16 protein-coding genes are annotated in these 18,167 nt (G+C 46.3%); 2 read left to right on the forward strand and 14 right to left on the reverse strand.

Features of this window, described 5'->3' with window-relative positions:
* Position 1 precedes the first annotated feature (1 nt).
* The 10 genes from IPM44_03515 to IPM44_03560 form a co-directional block, all read right to left on the reverse strand.
* The gene (locus IPM44_03515; protein QQS26761.1) at positions 2-961 is read right to left on the reverse strand and encodes a hypothetical protein; all 960 of its coding nucleotides are present in this window, start codon (positions 959-961) and stop codon (positions 2-4) included.
* Positions 962-1,363: 402 nt separating this feature from the next.
* Positions 1,364-1,789, reverse strand: coding sequence for a hypothetical protein (locus IPM44_03520; protein QQS26762.1), 426 nt, complete (start codon positions 1,787-1,789; stop codon positions 1,364-1,366).
* Positions 1,755-2,405, reverse strand: a complete 651-nt coding sequence (gene mnmA / locus IPM44_03525; GenBank protein ID QQS26763.1) for a tRNA 2-thiouridine(34) synthase MnmA — start codon at positions 2,403-2,405, stop codon at positions 1,755-1,757. Before mnmA ends, IPM44_03520 begins: the two co-directional genes overlap by 35 nt.
* 75 nt (positions 2,406-2,480) lie before the next feature.
* Positions 2,481-2,714: a hypothetical protein gene (locus tag IPM44_03530; protein ID QQS26764.1), complete on the reverse strand. Its 234-nt coding sequence runs from the start codon at positions 2,712-2,714 to the stop codon at positions 2,481-2,483.
* A gap of 192 nt (positions 2,715-2,906) precedes the next feature.
* Positions 2,907-3,536: a YdcF family protein gene (locus IPM44_03535; protein QQS26765.1), complete on the reverse strand. Its 630-nt coding sequence runs from the start codon at positions 3,534-3,536 to the stop codon at positions 2,907-2,909.
* A 4-nt stretch (positions 3,537-3,540) separates the two neighbouring features.
* Entirely contained in the window at positions 3,541-4,698 is a 1,158-nt protein-coding gene (locus tag IPM44_03540) for a cysteine desulfurase (GenBank protein QQS26766.1), read from the reverse strand.
* Positions 4,695-5,477 (reverse strand): TatD family hydrolase, encoded by a 783-nt coding sequence (locus IPM44_03545; protein ID QQS26767.1) that lies wholly within the window; start codon positions 5,475-5,477, stop codon positions 4,695-4,697. The genes IPM44_03540 and IPM44_03545 overlap by 4 nt, the downstream gene beginning before the upstream one ends.
* Positions 5,470-5,892 carry a pyridoxamine 5'-phosphate oxidase family protein gene (locus IPM44_03550; protein QQS26768.1) on the reverse strand — a complete coding sequence of 141 codons (423 nt, stop codon included), beginning with the start codon at positions 5,890-5,892 and terminating at the stop codon, positions 5,470-5,472. Before IPM44_03550 ends, IPM44_03545 begins: the two co-directional genes overlap by 8 nt.
* Positions 5,882-7,342 carry a methionine--tRNA ligase gene (locus IPM44_03555; protein ID QQS26769.1) on the reverse strand — a complete coding sequence of 487 codons (1,461 nt, stop codon included), beginning with the start codon at positions 7,340-7,342 and terminating at the stop codon, positions 5,882-5,884. Before IPM44_03555 ends, IPM44_03550 begins: the two co-directional genes overlap by 11 nt.
* On the reverse strand, positions 7,320-9,314 hold the full coding sequence (locus tag IPM44_03560) for a transglutaminase family protein (protein QQS26770.1): 1,995 nt from the start codon (positions 9,312-9,314) through the stop codon (positions 7,320-7,322). Before IPM44_03560 ends, IPM44_03555 begins: the two co-directional genes overlap by 23 nt.
* Positions 9,315-9,430: 116 nt before the next feature.
* On the opposite strand from IPM44_03560, the gene IPM44_03565 reads away from it, so the two are divergent.
* Positions 9,431-10,156 (forward strand): hypothetical protein, encoded by a 726-nt coding sequence (locus IPM44_03565; GenBank protein ID QQS26771.1) that lies wholly within the window; start codon positions 9,431-9,433, stop codon positions 10,154-10,156.
* Positions 10,157-10,176: 20 nt separating this feature from the next.
* Here the strand turns inward: IPM44_03565 and rsmA are convergent, their stop codons facing one another.
* From rsmA to IPM44_03580, 3 genes are all read right to left on the reverse strand, one after another.
* Entirely contained in the window at positions 10,177-10,995 is an 819-nt protein-coding gene (gene rsmA, locus IPM44_03570; protein ID QQS26772.1) for a ribosomal RNA small subunit methyltransferase A, read from the reverse strand.
* Between the two features lie 2 nt (positions 10,996-10,997).
* The gene (locus tag IPM44_03575) at positions 10,998-12,134 is read right to left on the reverse strand and encodes a DUF348 domain-containing protein (protein QQS26773.1); all 1,137 of its coding nucleotides are present in this window, start codon (positions 12,132-12,134) and stop codon (positions 10,998-11,000) included.
* A 322-nt stretch (positions 12,135-12,456) separates the two neighbouring features.
* Complete coding sequence (locus IPM44_03580) at positions 12,457-12,798, reverse strand: hypothetical protein (GenBank protein ID QQS26774.1); 342 nt, start codon at positions 12,796-12,798, stop codon at positions 12,457-12,459.
* 180 nt (positions 12,799-12,978) lie between these two features.
* On the opposite strand from IPM44_03580, the gene typA reads away from it, so the two are divergent.
* On the forward strand, positions 12,979-14,802 hold the full coding sequence (typA, locus tag IPM44_03585) for a translational GTPase TypA (protein ID QQS26775.1): 1,824 nt from the start codon (positions 12,979-12,981) through the stop codon (positions 14,800-14,802).
* Positions 14,803-14,813: 11 nt separating this feature from the next.
* Here the strand turns inward: typA and IPM44_03590 are convergent, their stop codons facing one another.
* Positions 14,814-18,071 carry a UvrD-helicase domain-containing protein gene (locus IPM44_03590; GenBank protein ID QQS26776.1) on the reverse strand — a complete coding sequence of 1,086 codons (3,258 nt, stop codon included), beginning with the start codon at positions 18,069-18,071 and terminating at the stop codon, positions 14,814-14,816.
* Positions 18,072-18,167: the final 96 nt, after the last annotated feature.

Below are 18,167 nucleotides of genomic sequence, written 5' to 3' on the forward strand. Positions count from 1 at the left end.
ACTAATTCTGCTCCTTTAATGATTTCACAAACCCTTGTACGGCAGGCTTTTCTGCAGTCACTACCGACTGCACAGTAGAATCAGCCGAGCAAGCCGATTGACTAGGCTCATACACATAAAAAGTATCGCCCAGTTTTAGTACCGACTCGCCATCAACTTCCACGTCATCAATCTTCCCATCCTTATAGATATCCCCAGCCTTATAGCTTGTCAGAGCGCCAAGTGGACTAAATTCTGCCGTACATTTGGGTGCCGCATTACTGACCTTGCGCTCTGCCTCCACTACTTTTGTTGATGAAAAAGTAATAACCTGGTGCACCTGCTTATTTACATCGTTTGTTTCACGGAAGCGATAGGTAACAGTTTTGACATTATCACCAAAAGCATAGGTCAACCCCAGCTCGGGCACCAGCCGAGTATCGCTAGCTGTAGATGTCGCCGTTGATGTAGATTCACCAGACAAACCTTTATTAGCTTCGGTGAGCTTATTAACCTCAGTCTGCAGGGTGGAAACTTGTTGCTTTTGAGTCCACCACAGATAACCAAAAATACCAGTTGCAATCAGCGCCACTACCAAAAGAAAGATTAGAAAACCCTTACCTCCACCTTTTCCACCCTCTGATCGTTCGGCTTCTAGAGCTGGTGGGATATTTCCATCATCAATCACCTCTGGCGTGATAATTTCTGGCTCTGGCTTAGTACTTGCTTTGGGTGCTACTTTTCTTTGCCCATTCTTAACCCCCACTTTCACCGTATCAGCTTGAGGCGTGTTGGTAATTTTATCTGCACCAAGCTCTTCTGCTATGTCGGCCATAGTTTTTGATTCTTCCTTTTTATTATGATCAAGCCGAATCTCATCTTCGCCCTCTGGCTTATCATCATCTGGTTTTGGCATATACGCCATCGAACCATCAGCTATGCTGGGTCCGTTTGCTTTTGATTTATCCCCAAGAATTCCCATAGAAAAATATTCCTTATTTCACTATGCAGTGTAGCATAAGGGGTTTCGGAGAGTACAGTACTTGATTTTTAATGTAAATAGTTGCAAAATATGAGCATTCGCGACGTAATAAGGAGTGCGATGAGTACCTTCGACCCCGAGCTCTATGAAGATCTCTACGATCATTTCGGTCACGACGACAGCGACGATACCTATGGCCTAACAACTTGGTTTGAATCTCATGAGGCAGAGGAGATCGTTCAATTCTGTATGATGCACAACATCTGCCCAGTAGAGCTCGCATACCGGGGTATCAACGCAATCATGCACGCCACCATATCATCCGACGCACTAGCTGTCGTCTTGCGTATTCCCCCGTGTAACTAAAGTAGCTTACGCCACACATCGATGTGGCGTTTTTACTTAAATAACTCCACCACCAAGAACGGCCTCGCCATCATAAATGACAGCATGCTGGCCCGATGCCACACCACGATGAGCACCGGCCAATAAGTTAATTCGCCAAACTCCATCAGCTTGTTCGTGTAACGTGCAGGTCAATAGTTCCCCCAAATGACGAATCCGGACTAAGTACTGTTTAGCTGACTCTGGCTCCTGCCACCAAACAGTGTCGCTAATATCATAATAACTGCGCCTCAACTGCGATGGATCTGCCGTAACTACAATACTATTGGTCGCAAGGTCTTTTGATAACACATAGTATGGGGTTCCGCCGCCCACACCCAAGCCATGGCGCTGGCCGATTGTATACAACACCGCACCATGATGTATACCTAACTCTTTTCCGGACTCATCAAGGATGGGGCCTTTGAAGATCCATAAATTCACCTAAAAAATCTTTTAACGGCACCTTACCCACAAAACACAGGCCCATACTTTCACGTCGATTAGCCGTTGGTAGTCCATATTTTTTAGCCAGCCCCCTCACTTCAGTTTTTTCATACTCTCCCAGCGGAAAAAGTACTTGTCGCGCAGACTGAGTCGGCATTCGATACAAGAAATATGTTTGATCCTTTTTCTTATCGATAGCCTGCATAAGTCGACCCTCCAACATGCGAGCATAATGACCAGTGGCCACAAAATCAGCTCCATCGGCTCGACACAAATTATAAAACAGAGAAAATTTTATATCTTCATTGCATAGTATATCAGGATTTGGAGTCAGACCTCGCGCATATGCCTGCACCATCACATCAACCACCCGCTGACGATACTCCTCTTGCAAATCAAAAACTTTGAGCTCAATGCCAAGATGTGCAGCCACACTTTTTGCCGAACGCAAGTCATCTTCCCACGGACACTGATTGCCAGCAATATCTTGAGTCCAATTTTTCATATATGCGCCCACCACATGATGACCCTGTTCTAAAAGTAGAGCGGCCGTAACGCTCGAATCAACTCCGCCGGAAAGCCCAACATAGACAGTTTTTTGTGGATGTCTCATAGTTGACTATCTTATCTAAATATTTTACTATTGACAAGCTATTTGTACCCTACCCAACGGAGTAATGTCCGCATGTCAACCCATACCCCTTGGCTCCAACACCCCAACGCCGTCGATCGCAGGTACTTCGTTGCCAGCAGTCACGATGGAGCCTACCACTGCAAGACCAATCGTGGCCAGATCGAAATCTGGCACCGTAGCGCAAGTTACGCCGTCCTGCCCGGGGGCAAGAGACGCGTTAATAGCTATGACACCCAAGATCCAGCCAATGCCCAACTGGTTGAAAACACCAGAAAAGATCCTCGTCATGCCATCGCAGCCCACCTGGGTTGCAAGATTGACGACGTCTATGCCGAGGATGAGCCCGATATCCTGCGCAATATCAGTCCTTTCCCCAAGGCTGGGATCGGATCGGTCGGTCAAAACTCCTAATCCTCAAGGAGATACCCATCACTTCACGGTGGTGGGCTTTTTAATTACAATTTTCATTAAATCAAAAAACTATTGATAATTACCGGTCGCATAGATATAGCCAATCTTGACTAGCTCCGATACTGTTATCCAAACCCCAAACGGCGTTGCCCACCAAGTTGACTTACTCCAGGCATTATCAAAACTTGAACTATTTTCAATCGTATAGCCAGCACCCAATACTTGGCTGAAAGTTATGAGCGTCCGGCGCTGATGATAGGGTGAAGTTACTAGGATGATCGACTTAATATTATGCTCTTCAAAGATTTTTTTGGAATTAACGGCATTTTCATAGGTTGTTTTAGCATCTTCATCAATAATAATTGCCTCGCTTGGCACACCCGATCGACGAGCCAGGTCGGCCATTTCACGAGCATTTGATGGGCCATCATCAAGAGCGGCACCAGAAAAAATAATTACTGGTGCAAGATTTTTCTTATACAGTTCTATTCCGTGCTTAGCCCGTGTCTGAGTTTGCCCACCGGAAACAACCACAATAGCGTCAACTGGACTAGTCGAATCTTGTGGCGAAAGATAAATAGATGCACCAAAAATAACCCCAACCAACACTCCGAAGAAGACAAACAGACCAACTAAAAAGCCAATAAACTTTCTAGTCCGACTACGTCGCTTACGCTCTTTCTTACTATGAAAAAACATAGCTTTATTGTACGACGATTTTGGCAATTGTGCTGGCTAGCTTAGCTACATCAGATTGCGTCGTCTCGCGCCCCAATGAAATCCGCAAACTCCCTTGAGCTTGAGTGCGAGTTAACCCCAAAGCCATCAGAACATGGCTTGGTTCGTTAGACGATTCGGTACAGGCCGCCCCAGTTGCTACTGCAAATCCAGCCGCATCGAGTGCTAGCACTAAATCTTCACCATCAAAACCTGGGAAAGCAACATTCAAAATACCAGCTAGATGGCGCTTCTTGTAGCCATTAAAGATAATATTTGGGATTTTTTGTAACTCACGCCACAATTCATCGCGCAACAATTTTAGTCTTGCAACTTCTTTTTTTCGTAATTTTTCAGCTATAGTAGCGGCCACGGCAAAGCCAACTGCTAGCTCCGTGGCTGGTGTACCAGAGCGCAGACTAAACTCCTGCTGGCCACCAACAATTAATGGAGTAAGCGGAGTACCACGACGGACATAGAGAGCTCCAATACCGGCCGGACCATAGGCTTTGGTGCTTGATAGCGTCATCAAATCGACCCCCAAGCGGTCGGTCGATAATGGTAAAAATCCCAATGCAGCCGATGCATCGGTATGAAAAATGATTGGCGTAGCTATACCGCGCGCTTGTCGATCAACTCGAATCTTACGCACTAGCTGACCAATCTCGGCAATAGGCTGAATTGTGCCAATTTCACTGGTAGCCATCGCAATCGAAATAAGCACCGTATCATCATTTATATACTGAGTAGCCAACTCAAGATCCACCATCCCAGTTTCCGATACTTCAATTTCTTGCACTTTGTAGCCACTAGCCTGTGCTACCTGCATACAAGATCGTACTGCCGCATGCTCTGTAGGTGCGGTGATAATATGTGCCCGATTCTGACCAGATGCTGTTAATGACCCAAAAATCGCTAAATTATCCGACTCAGTAGCTCCACTGGTAAAAATAATCTCTCGGGCCTGAGCACCAAGCACGCTGGCAATCTGCTTGCGAGCATCATCTAGCGCCTCGCGAGCCGCTCGTCCTTCAGCATGTAGACTGGCCGGATTGGCAAACTGCGCGCGCGCCGACTGCATAGCCTGCGCCACTTTATCATCAAGCGGTGTGGCGGCGGCATAATCAAAATAGTAGCGCTTCATAAATTAATCCCAAATAACTGCTCGGCATTATGGTCTGTTTGATGCGCTAATTTATCCACATCTACCCCACGCAACGTCGCCAAAAACTCCACAATCGCCGGAATATAGGCCGGCTCATTACGTTTGCCTCGGTATGGCACCGGTGCTAGATATGGACAATCTGTTTCAACCAACAGACGCTCGGCTGGAATCAGCTTAGCAGCCACTAGTTGTGCTTCATCTTTAGTGAACGTCATGATGCCATTTAAGCCAAAAAACAACTCTCCAGGATGCTCGAGCGCCGTCTCAACCTCTGCTTGAGTACCAGTAAAGCTATGAATTACGCCACCCGCCTCTGGATAATCGCGCAAAACCGCAAAAAAGTCCGACCAAGCATCTCGAACATGAAAAATTAACGGTAAATGATGCTCCAGCGCAATTTCAATCTGGGCTCGCAATGCCCGATCTTGTTCGGACTTAGTGGCAAGATTACGATAATAATCTAGTCCACACTCGCCAATTGCCACAACTTCCTCAGCCAAGTCAGCAATTGCATCGAGGGCAGTATCACCAGCGCCAGCCTCATGCGGATGTAAGCCAGCCGTAGCATAGAGCCGAACACCAGTAGCACGCACACTATATTCGGGCTTCTGCGCAAAAGCTAGAGCTCGACGACTATCATCTGGCGTGACGCCAACATTAATAATTGTATCCACGCCAGCTTCGTGGGCCCTATTGAGGGTCGACAGGGCATCGGTAAAGGCATCGGTAAAATGTAAGTGGGCGTGAGTGTCAATCATGCTTTAAGCTCTGCACTTCGTGTATAGCTTCGCCATTACGAAAATCTGTAAAACGAGCCCAGTCTATTTTTACGCGTACATATTGCTGGGTGGGCAAGCTGGCATATTTGCTCGAACCCGGATTCCGCTTAATGTGAGTCCGCATGACTCGCTCCCTATCATCACCATCAAGAATGTCGGCCTTCCCCTCTAGCTGAGCCGTCCAACTACCCCAACCAATCACTAAAGCCACCCGAGGATTATTTAAAATATTCTGAATTTTACGCGTGGTGGATTCCGATGCAAAATAAATTTCACGCAAATCCTCATTATAAGAAAAAGATACTACGGCCGCTTCTGGCGACGGCTTGCCGTGTGTTGCTACCACCATATGGCTAGCCGTCTCCAGCTCAGTAAATAATTGATTAGGCGTCATGCCCTGACTCTTTTTCAAGGCGTGGAAACAAAACCCCAACTCGCATATCAACCTGACCATCAGCAAATATTTTATGCATTTTTTCTGATGTAGCTGGAAGAAACGGCTTGAGCGAGACGGCAATCTGCAAAATATTATGAATCCAGTCATCCAATAGGTTTTGCACCGCGTCTAAATTAGTCTTGGCTAGCTGCCAAGGTTCATTTTTATCAATCGATTCATTTAATGCATCGAGCTGACTCCAAATATCCTGTAATATATCGTCAAATCTAGCATCTTCGAGTCTTTCAAGCTGGGGAGTACGCAATTCACTTAAATGGGTAAAATGACCATCGCAATACTTGGTTGACATACTAGCCACGCGCTGCACCAGATTACCAAGATTATTTACTAGATCGGCCGTATAAACTGCATAAAAACGATCCATACTAAATTCACCATCAGCATCGTGTGGAATGTAGCGCAAAAGATAATAACGTAGCGCTTCAGCGCCATATTGATCGATAATCTCTCCCGGCTCCACCGAATTGCCAAGACTCTTGCTCATCTTTACACCACCTGGAGCATTAATAAAGCCATGTACATAAAGGGCTTTTGGCGTAGTCAAACCAGCACTCATCAGCATAATTGGCCAATATACCGAATGAAACCGATTGATATCCTTACCAACAATATGCAAATTGGCCGGCCACCATTTTGCAAAATCCTTATCATTCGGATAGCCAACACCGGTGATGTAATTGGCTAAGGCATCAAACCAAACATACATTACATGTGTACTGTCGTCTGGCACCTCCACACCCCACTCCAACTGACTTTTAGGCCGCGAAATAGAGAGATCTGCAAGCTTATTATTTTTTAAAAAGCTCAGAATCTCGTTTTTGCGTAAGGTTGGAAAAATTCTGTATTCATCCGACTCTAAAAGTGCAATTAATCGCTCTTGATAGGGTGCTAGGCGTAAGAAATAACTCTCAATTGCCAACTCTTCAAGCTCACGATTGGGATGTAGTGGGCATTTATCTTCTACTGCGTCCTTAGCAGTATAAAAAAGCTCACAAGCCACGCAATACAGCCCGGTATACGTACCCTTATAAATATCTTTTTGACAGGCCCGCCACAAGGCTTGAGCGCCTTGCTTGTGATGGGTATCGGTTGTACGTACAAAGGCATCGTAATCAATATGTAAGTCACGTGCTAACTGCACAAAACTCTCGCTCATCTCATTAACAAAGTTTAATGGCTCTACACCGGCTTCGTGGGCGGCTTCATATAACTTCTGACCATGTTCATCAGTGCCAACTTGCAGATACACATGAAGGCCTTTTTGTCGGTGCCAACGAGCTAAGGTATCAGCCTGGATAAATTCCATAGCATGCCCCAGGTGTGGCCGAGCATTGGCATAAGGAATGGAGGTAGTTATATAGTAGTTATTTCGGGTTGGATTGGTCATGATCAACTGGGTTTTCTACTGTAGTCTGTGGAGGCATATAGTCTTGCGATTTACTCTCGGCAATAATTTTTGCCATATACTCACGCTTATCCGCCAGATCATCTACAGGGCGCTTTCTAAAGCGTAATTTTATCAGAATTAGCCCAATTATTCCAGATATAACAATGCAAATTACAATAAATGGCCACCACTGAGCTGGGCCAGTTGACACCGCCAGCACCGTATCGCCACCATTGGATTTCTGCACAAACAATAACTCCGCAGTCTTAGCGTACTCTCCACCCCAAACCGCAATATTCTGGTTAAACTGCTGGCGTGGAGCAAGTGAGCCGAGATTAACATTATTAGTATCTCCACCGTGCTTTATTTGTGCTACATAATTATCACCAGCCACATTCTGAGGAGCCATCACCGCATAATGCGACACCGACAAGCCCGGAAAAATAACGTATGAGCTCACCTCTGCGGTGCCCGTCCGATCAGCATCTGGAAAACTTTCGGCATAGCTAATGGTGGTGTTTTCGTACTGATAGTTCATATCTTGCCGGCCCACCATAACTGCTGATGGCGTATCATCCCGTTCTCCCCACAATGCAAATGTAAAGTGATCTAAATCACTCTTGCCGAAGTTATCAAACTTTTCACCCCAGGTTGGGTCCAAATTCATCCAGCCAATACCAGGCACATAAACCTCCACCCAACTATGCAGTGAGTCGGCCACCGCCTTCGATTGTTTTAAATTACCAGCATAAGCGTAACCAACTGGCATGCGAGCCGGAATATTCTGACTGCGCAAGAGAGCAACCAACAAATCTGAATATTCTAGGCAAACGGCATTATCTGGGTTAGCTAAGGCCTTATCGCTACCCTGTCGGATATTGTAGCGAATCTTTTCATTATTGTAGCTCAAGGTATCCACCGTTAGCTTATAGAGGTTGCGCACCTTATCAATCACCTTATCCGTACCAGCCACCGCCTGAGCTGCCTTTACCTGCAGCTGTGGGCTGGTGCTCTGCCAATACTGAGTCTGTTTGGTGTATTTTTGAGCTATTTCTGTCGGAATATCAGCCATACTCCCACTGGCCGATAAATTATATTCCAAGTAATTAATTTGGGCTGCAATATCAGTATTTACCACCACTTTAGTTTGGGCCGGCACATCGTAATCAGCTAGCACATTGCCATCACCATCTAATCGAGTGGCAACTGGTTCTGGCGATAGACTCTTAATGAATATCTTTTGTGAGCTCGTATCGGGTGGGAGAGCAACTGTGTAACGCTTAGTTTGCGAAGTATTATTATTGAGCGGAAAAGCAAAATTAGCCTCATAAATGGTCGATTCGCCAAATAATAACGAAACCGAACGTTTTAAATCGGCCGTCTTGGGAAAAGTGTAGCGCACCAGATCACCATCTACACCATTAAGCTCGGGTGCTACACCAGTTGAAAATACCTTTCCAAAATCCTGAGGCACCGAAACACTAACGGTATAGTTCTCGTCAGCTCCAATTTGTGCCAACGACGGTACATATAGTGTGCGCGAAGAACCCTTTACATCCATCAGCTCCGCCGTGTCATAGCTGACCACAAACTCCAGCGCCGTAGTTGTTGCGTCCCGCGTATTAAAGTCTACTGTAATTTCCTTATAATCGTAGTTATAGCCTAGACTATTGCTGGATTTCTGCTCGGCTTTGGTAGCTATCTTCTCGCCCGAAGGGTAGGTGGCCTGGAGATTTTGCACATCATTAGTTGGGGCTGAAATACGAATCAGATCCAGTATTTTATCTGGCCGATTATAAGTAACTTTATATTTTGCTACCACCGTGGTGGTGCCAGAATCTTGCAGCTTATAGTTGAGGTCAATATCATAAGTAAAATCAGCCGCCGCCTGAGAATGGCGAGCAACTAACAAGATACCAATTATCAGAAAAAATATTACCGCAAGAGGTAACCAGCGAAAGCGCTTAGACATACACTTATAATAGCATAGCCATTATCTGTTGAGTCTCTAAAAATATGCTTCCAAGTTGTTTTTTTTTTGCAAATAGGTGAGAATTAGACGGAAACCACCTAATAAGGAGACTTTTCATGAGTGAGCACACCTCAGACCCAAATGCCGACTATCTAAACCGTCATCCCGATGCCGAGCCCGATCCAGATCGCGCCAATACCGCGGCCTATGCCCGTAAAAATATTGAGGACTTAATCGAGATCGCGAAAGCCAATGGACAGAATGACGTAGAAGGCTATCTTAAGAAAGCTGCCGACGAAAAAGAATCAACTGAAGTTAGTGTATATGACTATATCCAAGAAAAAATAAAAGATACTACACGACAGACAACCGAGAACCTTGTAAAGGTGGCCGACGGCCAGCGCGTCGATGCAGTAAAGATTGAGAGCATGGATACAACTGTCGATCCGGAGAGGAAATTCCGCAACCAAGAAAATGCTGAGGAAATTCTAAAAGGAGTTCTCGAAAAATTTAGCGCATCCATTAGACCTGATCTTTCAGGATACACTTCTAAATATATGAAAGCTGGTTTTTGTGCTGAAGATTTATTAGAATTTATCAAAACTCGCATGTATCGCGGAATGGGTCTTCAAGAAGTTCAAGAAGATTTCTTGCAAGAAAACTATCTTTCTGTAGATAAAGAAAAAGACACAAGAGATCGCCTGCAAGTCTATAACACACCCTATGGTGTTTTGCTCGCAGTCATTGACAATTATGCCGGAAATACGTCTCAATTGCCAGATTGGCATAGCACAGAAATACATGTGGTGCGACCCGCCATACGCAAACCCCTCACAGAATGACTATTTAGAATAAAAGCTTGCTACGAATTTGCGAATACGTCGTAAAGTCGCTTCCACTCCTCCATCGACAGCTCCTGAGCTCGCACCGTAGCAGACAAGCCAAGCTTGAGTAACCTTTTTTCAATTTCCGCTGGCTCAACGCGTAACCCCGCCGCCAGCGTATTCTTAAGCTGTTTACGCTTTTGCGAGAAGCCAAATTTTACGAGCCGCATAAAATCTCGCTCGTTCACATCTAGTGTTAAGTCATCTGAAAGATCAACATGCACCACTGCCGAATCCACTTTTGGGGCTGGCCAAAAACTCTCTGGTGGCACCAATCGTACAATCTGAGCCCGACCATGCAACTGCACCGCCACTGAGAGAGCACTCATCTGTCCCGGTTTGGCACACATTCGCTCGGCCACTTCCTTCTGCATCAAAAGTGTCATGGAAATTGGGCCGGATGGGGAAGTAATGAGGCGGCGAATCAACGCACCGGTAATGGAGTAGGGGATATTCGCCACAACCTTATAGGGGAGAGCAGTCCCCCGCGGGGGGAGTGGTAATTCCAGCGCATCGCCGCGTACTACGGTAAGGTTTTCTGCCCCTTGCGACTCGATAATATCCGCCAGTTTTTCATCTAGCTCAAAAACTACCACCTGCCCTGCCCTTTGCACCAGCGCACTGGTTAGCACCCCAAGGCCTGGCCCTACTTCCAAAACTGTATCCGCGCCTCGAATATCGGCCACCTCCAACATATCGTGGATAACCGACTCATCATGCAGAAAATGCTGGCCTAAACCTTTGTTGGGGCGAATGTCATACTTTGTCAGTAATATTTTTAACTGAGACCTATCCATATCTAGCGCAAATAGCGTCCACAGACTGGCCAAGGCTGAGCGCCACGTCGTGCATAAAGAGCTTGAGCGGCTGCATCTTGAACCTCTGGCGGAGCATCAGCCGGATCGTAATAACCACCATAATTATTCCAAGTACTGTAATTAAACTGATAGGCACCACGATATAATGGATTGCGCTTATTAGCGTAATTTCCGCCAGCCTCGCAAAAACGTAACTGAGCCCACTGTTCGGGTGACGGCTGACCACTTCGAACCGGAATCTTTGTACCGCGCACTACAATAGTATCAATGGATGCAACCAAGATTTTCTCATCTAGGACACTACGCTTATCGGGCTGGCCAGGAGTCTTTTCCACCAAATATGTCACCTGCTTACGACCAGCCACTCCCGATCGACGCGTTTCACTCTTACCAGCCTCCATATTGGCATCATAAATAGTCTGAGTAGCCGGCGCTATATCCTCAAGCACCACCTGTGTTTCCTGAACTATCTTCGATAGGACCACCCGAGCACCAGGCGTAAGTGGGGTTTCGGCAGTCATACCCTGTAAATCTTCGGGGCTATATTCAACTTTCTTCTCACTTAATAATTCACCTACCGTACTAGACTGAGTTCGAATATTATATAGCTCACCAGAAACCACTAATTGTACCGGCACAGCACGATCTACCACCACCTTATACCCTAGAGTTCGACTAGGCTGAAAATCATGTACCTGCTCGAGCTCAGCCTTATCTTCTGGGTACAGAGTAACACCGGCGGCGGCGGCTATCTTGCGGGCCGAGCGATAACCAGTCACAACCTGAGTAAACTTGCCACTATCCACTACCACTGCAGGGGCAGCTCGATAAACATTGATGTTATAGTTTGGCTGATCAACCACCGTATCTAGCTCAGGCTCCACCACATCACCACGCCCTACTTCAACACCATTTTCAATTAGTATATCCTTCACTGTCGAGCCACTCGAAACCACATTACGCTGTGCGCCATCCACGTAAATTTGCACCACCCGTTTTTCATCAGCAAATACCCGAAAACTATGCTTAGTTTGAGCGGTTAAAGCTAGACTGACAGCCAGCACTGTAACAACGGTAGCAACAATTGCGGCTGAGCGCTGGATCCCTGCACGCTCCAAGTGATACAGGCTAAGGTCTAATTTAATTCGAGTATTTATAGTATGCGGATGATTTGCGAGTTGACGAAAATAGCGAGCTACGAACCGTTCGCGCTTCGCTATTAATTCCCTACCTACAGATTGGATTTTTAGACGCCACCCGGAAGTTACGTCGTTTTCATGAGTACGGATACTCTTATTACCTCATCTCACTATTTTTTTAACAAAACAGTTTGTTTTACTAGAAACAAATTATACGGTTTTCAGGTATAAACGTCAATCTTAAGCGGTTTGGAATATATGTACTTACTTTTAAAAAGTCAGCTCGTTTTCACGAACTGACCTAGATATTGTGCTGAGCAGCGGAAGCGATCTCACAATCCAATATACTTGCCAGAGCCTGATGAAAATCCAGCACATCATCATGCGTGATGGCTGGCGCTATATCCGAACGCTTGGGGTCCAGTAGCTCATCTGGCATCTTCCAAATCCTCTTTGGGCAACCAGCCGCCAGGAGGATATCTACCACATTTGGTGGAGTATGGCGAACTGCCAGCAAGCCACAAAATGAGCAGAAAAAGCTATAAACAGATTCGTTGGTAGCTTCACAGCTGGAGATGACAACCTGGTCTGAGCTAAGCTCAACATCTCCGCAACTAAAACAAGTCACCTTGATTAGAGCCATATCAATCCCCTCTCTTAGGTGCACTATATAAGTGCAATTGTACACGCCATATAACCGGATTCATATATAAAATGCTAGTGTTAGACATTTTTATAAGCCTGTGGCATAATATTTACCCAGAACAAGTGGCCCTTGGGGGCTATTTTTTATGATTTATTAAAGTATTAAACTTGGAAAATTATGTACGACGCTCAACACATTCGCAACATTGCCATAGTCGCCCACGTAGACCATGGTAAAACCACCCTGGTGGATGGCCTATTAAAACAATCTAAAACCTTCGCCGACCACCAAGCCGAGATGCAGCAAACTACTATTTTAGACTCTGGCGATCTAGAGCGTGAGCGTGGCATCACTATTACTGCTAAAACTACCGCTGTGGAGTATCAAGGCACCAAAATTAACATTATTGACACTCCTGGACACGCTGATTTTTCCGGTGAAGTTGAGCGGACTCTTTCCATGGCCGATGGAGTTATCTTAGTTGTTGACGCTCAAGAAGGGCCAATGCCCCAAACCAAATTCGTTCTCACTCGCGCCCTCAAGCTCGGACTTACACCCATTGTAGTAATTAATAAAATTGATAAGCGCGACCAGCGCGTTAAAGAGGTGGAAGATGAAATTGGTCATCTATTTTTAGACTTAGCTACTTCCGACGATCAGCTTGATTATCCAACTTATTATGCTATTGGGCGAGAAGGGAAAGCCTGGACCTCCATGCCCAACAACCCATCAGCTAATGCTGACCTCACGCCTGTTTTTGAAGCCATCATCGAGTACATTCCAGCTCCAAAAGTGGAGGCTGGCAAGCCGTTTCAAATGCTGGTGACTTCTTTAGCTTGGGATTCGTACCAGGGCAAATATGCAATTGGCCGAATTCAACGGGGCCAGATAAAGGCTGGTGATGTCATAGTTCGTATTGCCACCGACGGAACCGAGCACAAGACTAAGGTTGATAAAATCTTTGTTTCTCGTGGGCTTGAACGCGTGGAAGTAACCTCCGCCAATGCCGGAGAAATCGCCCAGCTAACCGGCATTGCCGACGCTCACATTGGTGAAACATTGGCCGATATAAATGAGCCAACTGCCCTTCCAGTGATGGAAATTGAAGCCCCTACCCTGCAGATTGCCCTCTCGCCGAACACTTCACCATTTGCCGGCAAGGAAGGTAAATTTACCACCTCGCGCCAGATTGCCGGGCGCCTGCAGAAAGAACTCGAAACCAACGTCAGCTTACGAGTTGAAGAACAGGGTACCACTTTCCTCGTTTCAGGACGTGGTGAACTCCATCTCTCGGTACTAATTGAAACACTCCGGCGTGAGGGCTACGAGTTTGAGGTTGGTCGTCCAACCGTGGTGTACAAAGAAGAAAATGGCAAAAAACTCGAACCCATCGAAGAGCTGATGGTGGAAGTACCGGAAGAATTTACCGGCACGGTGAATGCCGAACTCGGTCGTCGTCGGGCTGAATTAAAAGACATGCAACCCACCACCAAGGGCGTGACACAACTCGTCTTCCACCTGCCGACTCGCGCGCTTTTGGGCTTGCGCAACTTACTCCTCACTGCCACCAAGGGTACGGTAATTATGAACAGCCTACTTATTGGCTATGAGCCTGTTGGCGCCCCGCTGGCTAAGCTCCGTAATGGTGTTTTGGTATCGGCCGAAAACGGCAATGCAGTGACCTACTCCTTAAAAACCGTCGAGGAACGTGGCACAGCTTTTATCGGTCCGGGCACTAAAGTGTACGAAGGCATGATAATTGGCCTCAACCGCCGTTCTGATGATATGGAAATTAATGTTTGCAAAGAAAAGAAGCTAACCAACGTGCGTGCCAGCTCGACCGACATGACCACGCAACTCACACCTTTCACAGAGCTTTCGCTCGAAGAGGCGCTAGATTTTATTGAAAATGATGAACTCCTCGAAGTCACTCCAGAGTCTATTCGTATGCGCAAGCGTTTTCTCAAAGCTGGCGAACGCAAGAAGGCCGCAAAGAGCTAAGTGCTCAGCGGCTAAAGTTTTTTCAACGGTGCAAAATTTAAATTCAAACGCTTAATCCCCACTCGCTCAAACGAGACCTGCACATCATGATCTTCAATGTCTAACACCTTCCCCACCCCAAACATGGCGTGCTCCACTGTGTCACCAATTTCCAGCTCCACTACATGCTCCAGCTCATCTGGAAACGGGTCACTTCGGTAGCCAGCATCACGATTCTTATCTGAACCAAATCTTGGCAAACCAACCCCCAGTCTATGACCCCCAATAATTAAGCCGGCCTCTGAGTAATCTGGTGGAATCTCCATAATAAAGCGCGAGATAGTATTGCGCTGAGTGGAGCCATACAATAAACGCATCGTGGCATGTGTGAGGTATAAACGCTCACGAGCCCTGGTCATTCCCACATAGCAAAGTCGTCGCTCTTCCTCTAGCTCGGCCGGTTCAAATAAAGTGCGGGAATGCGGAAGAATTCCCTCCTCCATACCAATCATAAACACCACTCGAAACTCCAGCCCTTTGGCGGCATGCAACGTCATAAGAGTAACCGCATCAGTACTCGTCTCCCATCCGTCCAAGTCGGTTACGAGTGAAATTTCCGACAAAAACTCCTCCAGTGCCGTAGTGCCAAAGCCACGTGCCACGCCCAGAAATTCCTGCACGTTTTCAATTCGATCACCAGCCGTTAAAGATCCGTCATTAAGCGCATCTAAATAGCCAGTTTTTTTCAAAATTAACTCAGCTAGCTCAGCTACCGGCAAACGCTCCGAAGACTCCCGAAAATCATGGATGAGAGTAGCAAACCCCTCGAAAGCTGCTTTGGCTTTTGGTGTTAGGCCTGGAATTTCTCCAGCACTGGCACAAGCCGTGAGGATATCTAGATCGTGCAAAGACGCATAATCACTCATTACCGCCAGAGACTTATCCCCCAGCCCCCGAGCTGGCACATTTACAATCCGGCGCCAACTCACGGTGTCCTGTGGGTTAGCCACAAATCGCATATAAGCCAAGGTGTCTTTAATCTCTTTACGCTCATAGAAACGCAGACCACCAACGATTTGATACGGCATATTGTAGCGTAAAAATGATTCTTCCAAACTGCGTGACTGAGCGTTTGTGCGATACAATACTGCACAATCAGAATACTTATAACCCTGCTCGGCCACCAACTTATCGATCGCCTGAATAACAAACTGCCCTTCAGCCTGCTCATCCGCAACCTGCTGAATAATAATTTTTTCACCCTGGCCCAGTTGAGTAAAGAGTTGCTTATCGGTACGTACTGTATTTTTAGTAATAACCGAATGGGCAGCATCTAATATGTGCTGGGTAGAACGGTAATTCTGTTCCAGCTTGATGACTTTAGCGTTCGGATAGTCTGACTCAAAATTTAATATATTCTCATAATTTGCGCCCCGCCACGAGTAAATTGAATTATGCACAGCCACCCCATCTACTATATAATTATGCACTTTGCTAATATCCAAGTCGTAAACAAATCCTTGGTATGATTCACGCTCCACCTTGACAATACGATCGTCAATGAGCTGGCCACGAGCGTTGAGAGTTGGCAAAACCATGTCCTTATATACCTGACCAGCCAACATAAAGGAAAATTTTTGGGCTGTCAGAAAACCATATTTTGTTACCCGCATAGCTGGGTTCGCAAAACTAAGTAGGGTGGCCTCGAGAGAGCCATAGTCCAGACTATGTATTTCTGCTCGATGTGTGCCGGCTCTGCCAGACCTTACCCGTAAACCAGCCTGAGTAAGAATCTCTAGAGCAATTTTGCTTGTGGTATTCACCGATAGCCGGCTGGCCGACCATGGGCTTATCCGACTAACTCGCTTATCCCCAAAAAGCACCAAATTAACATTTACGCGGCTCTGCTCGCCTCGAGTTGTAGCCTGTGGTGAAAAATGCGGATAATCATAATCCAATCTAAAATCTGCCATAAGTGACTTAGCCCTCTCGGTTGTGTCAATCTCTTGATACAACGTATTGATCTGCTGTTGCGATAGGCTCATCGAGCGATTTGGCAAGGCATGAAAGACCATCATTGGTATGCCGTATTTATAGGCCAGCAAAGACTCTTGCAGTATCGCATCAGATCGGTTTTGCGTAACGGCTAAAACCCACATACTATCCGCTCGTTCTTGATTGGCTCGCACCCTCAGGCCGGTATCGTACTTCTTGCCGTCAAACCGTGTTCCTCGAGCTATACCAATACGAAACCCAAACTGCTGTGCATACATTAAGTACACAAAATACGATTCGGTCATACCCCAGCGAGCAAACAAAATATGGTTCGGCGTTATCCGTAGCAGTTTACCCGACTCAGTCATAATCTTGATGAGTTCTCCAGAATATTTAAACCGCTTTCTTTTCTGTACCGAAAAGAACTGAGTATTCCCATGCCCACTTGCCGATCGCACCTCGTCCCCTTGCGCCACTTGCTCAATCGCCTTCCAGCCAGTCTTGGTCTCAATCTGACTGCCGGTCGGAATACATTGCCAGTCATCGCCAACTACGCAAATATTGTTGTGAGCCACTGCTAACATTTGGATAAGACGATATTGGGCATGGTTTGTATCTTGATACTCGTCTACTAAAATATAGGCAAACTGCTTCTGGTAGCGCTCCAAAACTTCAGTATTTTCCTCAAACAGTCGCACTGTTTGCATAATAATATCGTCAAAATCCATCGCGCCATTCTCACGCAAACGGCGTCGATACTCTGGATAGACTCGCGCAGCTGTCTCCTGCATTCTGCCTTGAGCAAGCTTAGCGTATTCGCCAGGTAAAATCAGCTCATTCTTAGCCGATGAAATGGCTGAGCGAATGGCCTGCGGAGAAAAGACTTTTTCTTCAATGCCCAGATCTTTACAAACCAGCTTCACCACCGCCTGTGCATCGGCCTCATCATAAATAACAAAGCTCTGCGGATAGCCAATCTGCATAGCCTCCCGACGCAATATTCGAACAGCAATCGAGTGGAAAGTCCCCAAAAAAGGCAGATAACTCCGGTCATCACTGTCTCGACCCAATAGGCTATTAATCCGTTGACGCATCTCCGTTGCCGCCTTATTGGTAAAAGTAACCGCCAAAATATTGGATGGATGTATTTTCTTTTCTTCCACCAAATAAGCTATGCGATGAGTCAGCGTCTTAGTTTTACCAGAACCTGCCCCGGCTAGCATTAATACCGGGCCATCAACCGTTAAAACCCCTTCGCGCTGGGCCTCATTCAAATCCTGCAAGAGTGCGTGCATAATTACCATTCTACCTGAACAAAGCATAAGCCGAAAGTCTTACGAAAACCTTTATGCTTAAGGTGTTTTTAGTGCGCAAAAAATGTATACTAAAAA

It is taken from the genome of bacterium (assembly GCA_016700035.1).
GTDB lineage: Bacteria > Patescibacteriota > Saccharimonadia > CAILAD01.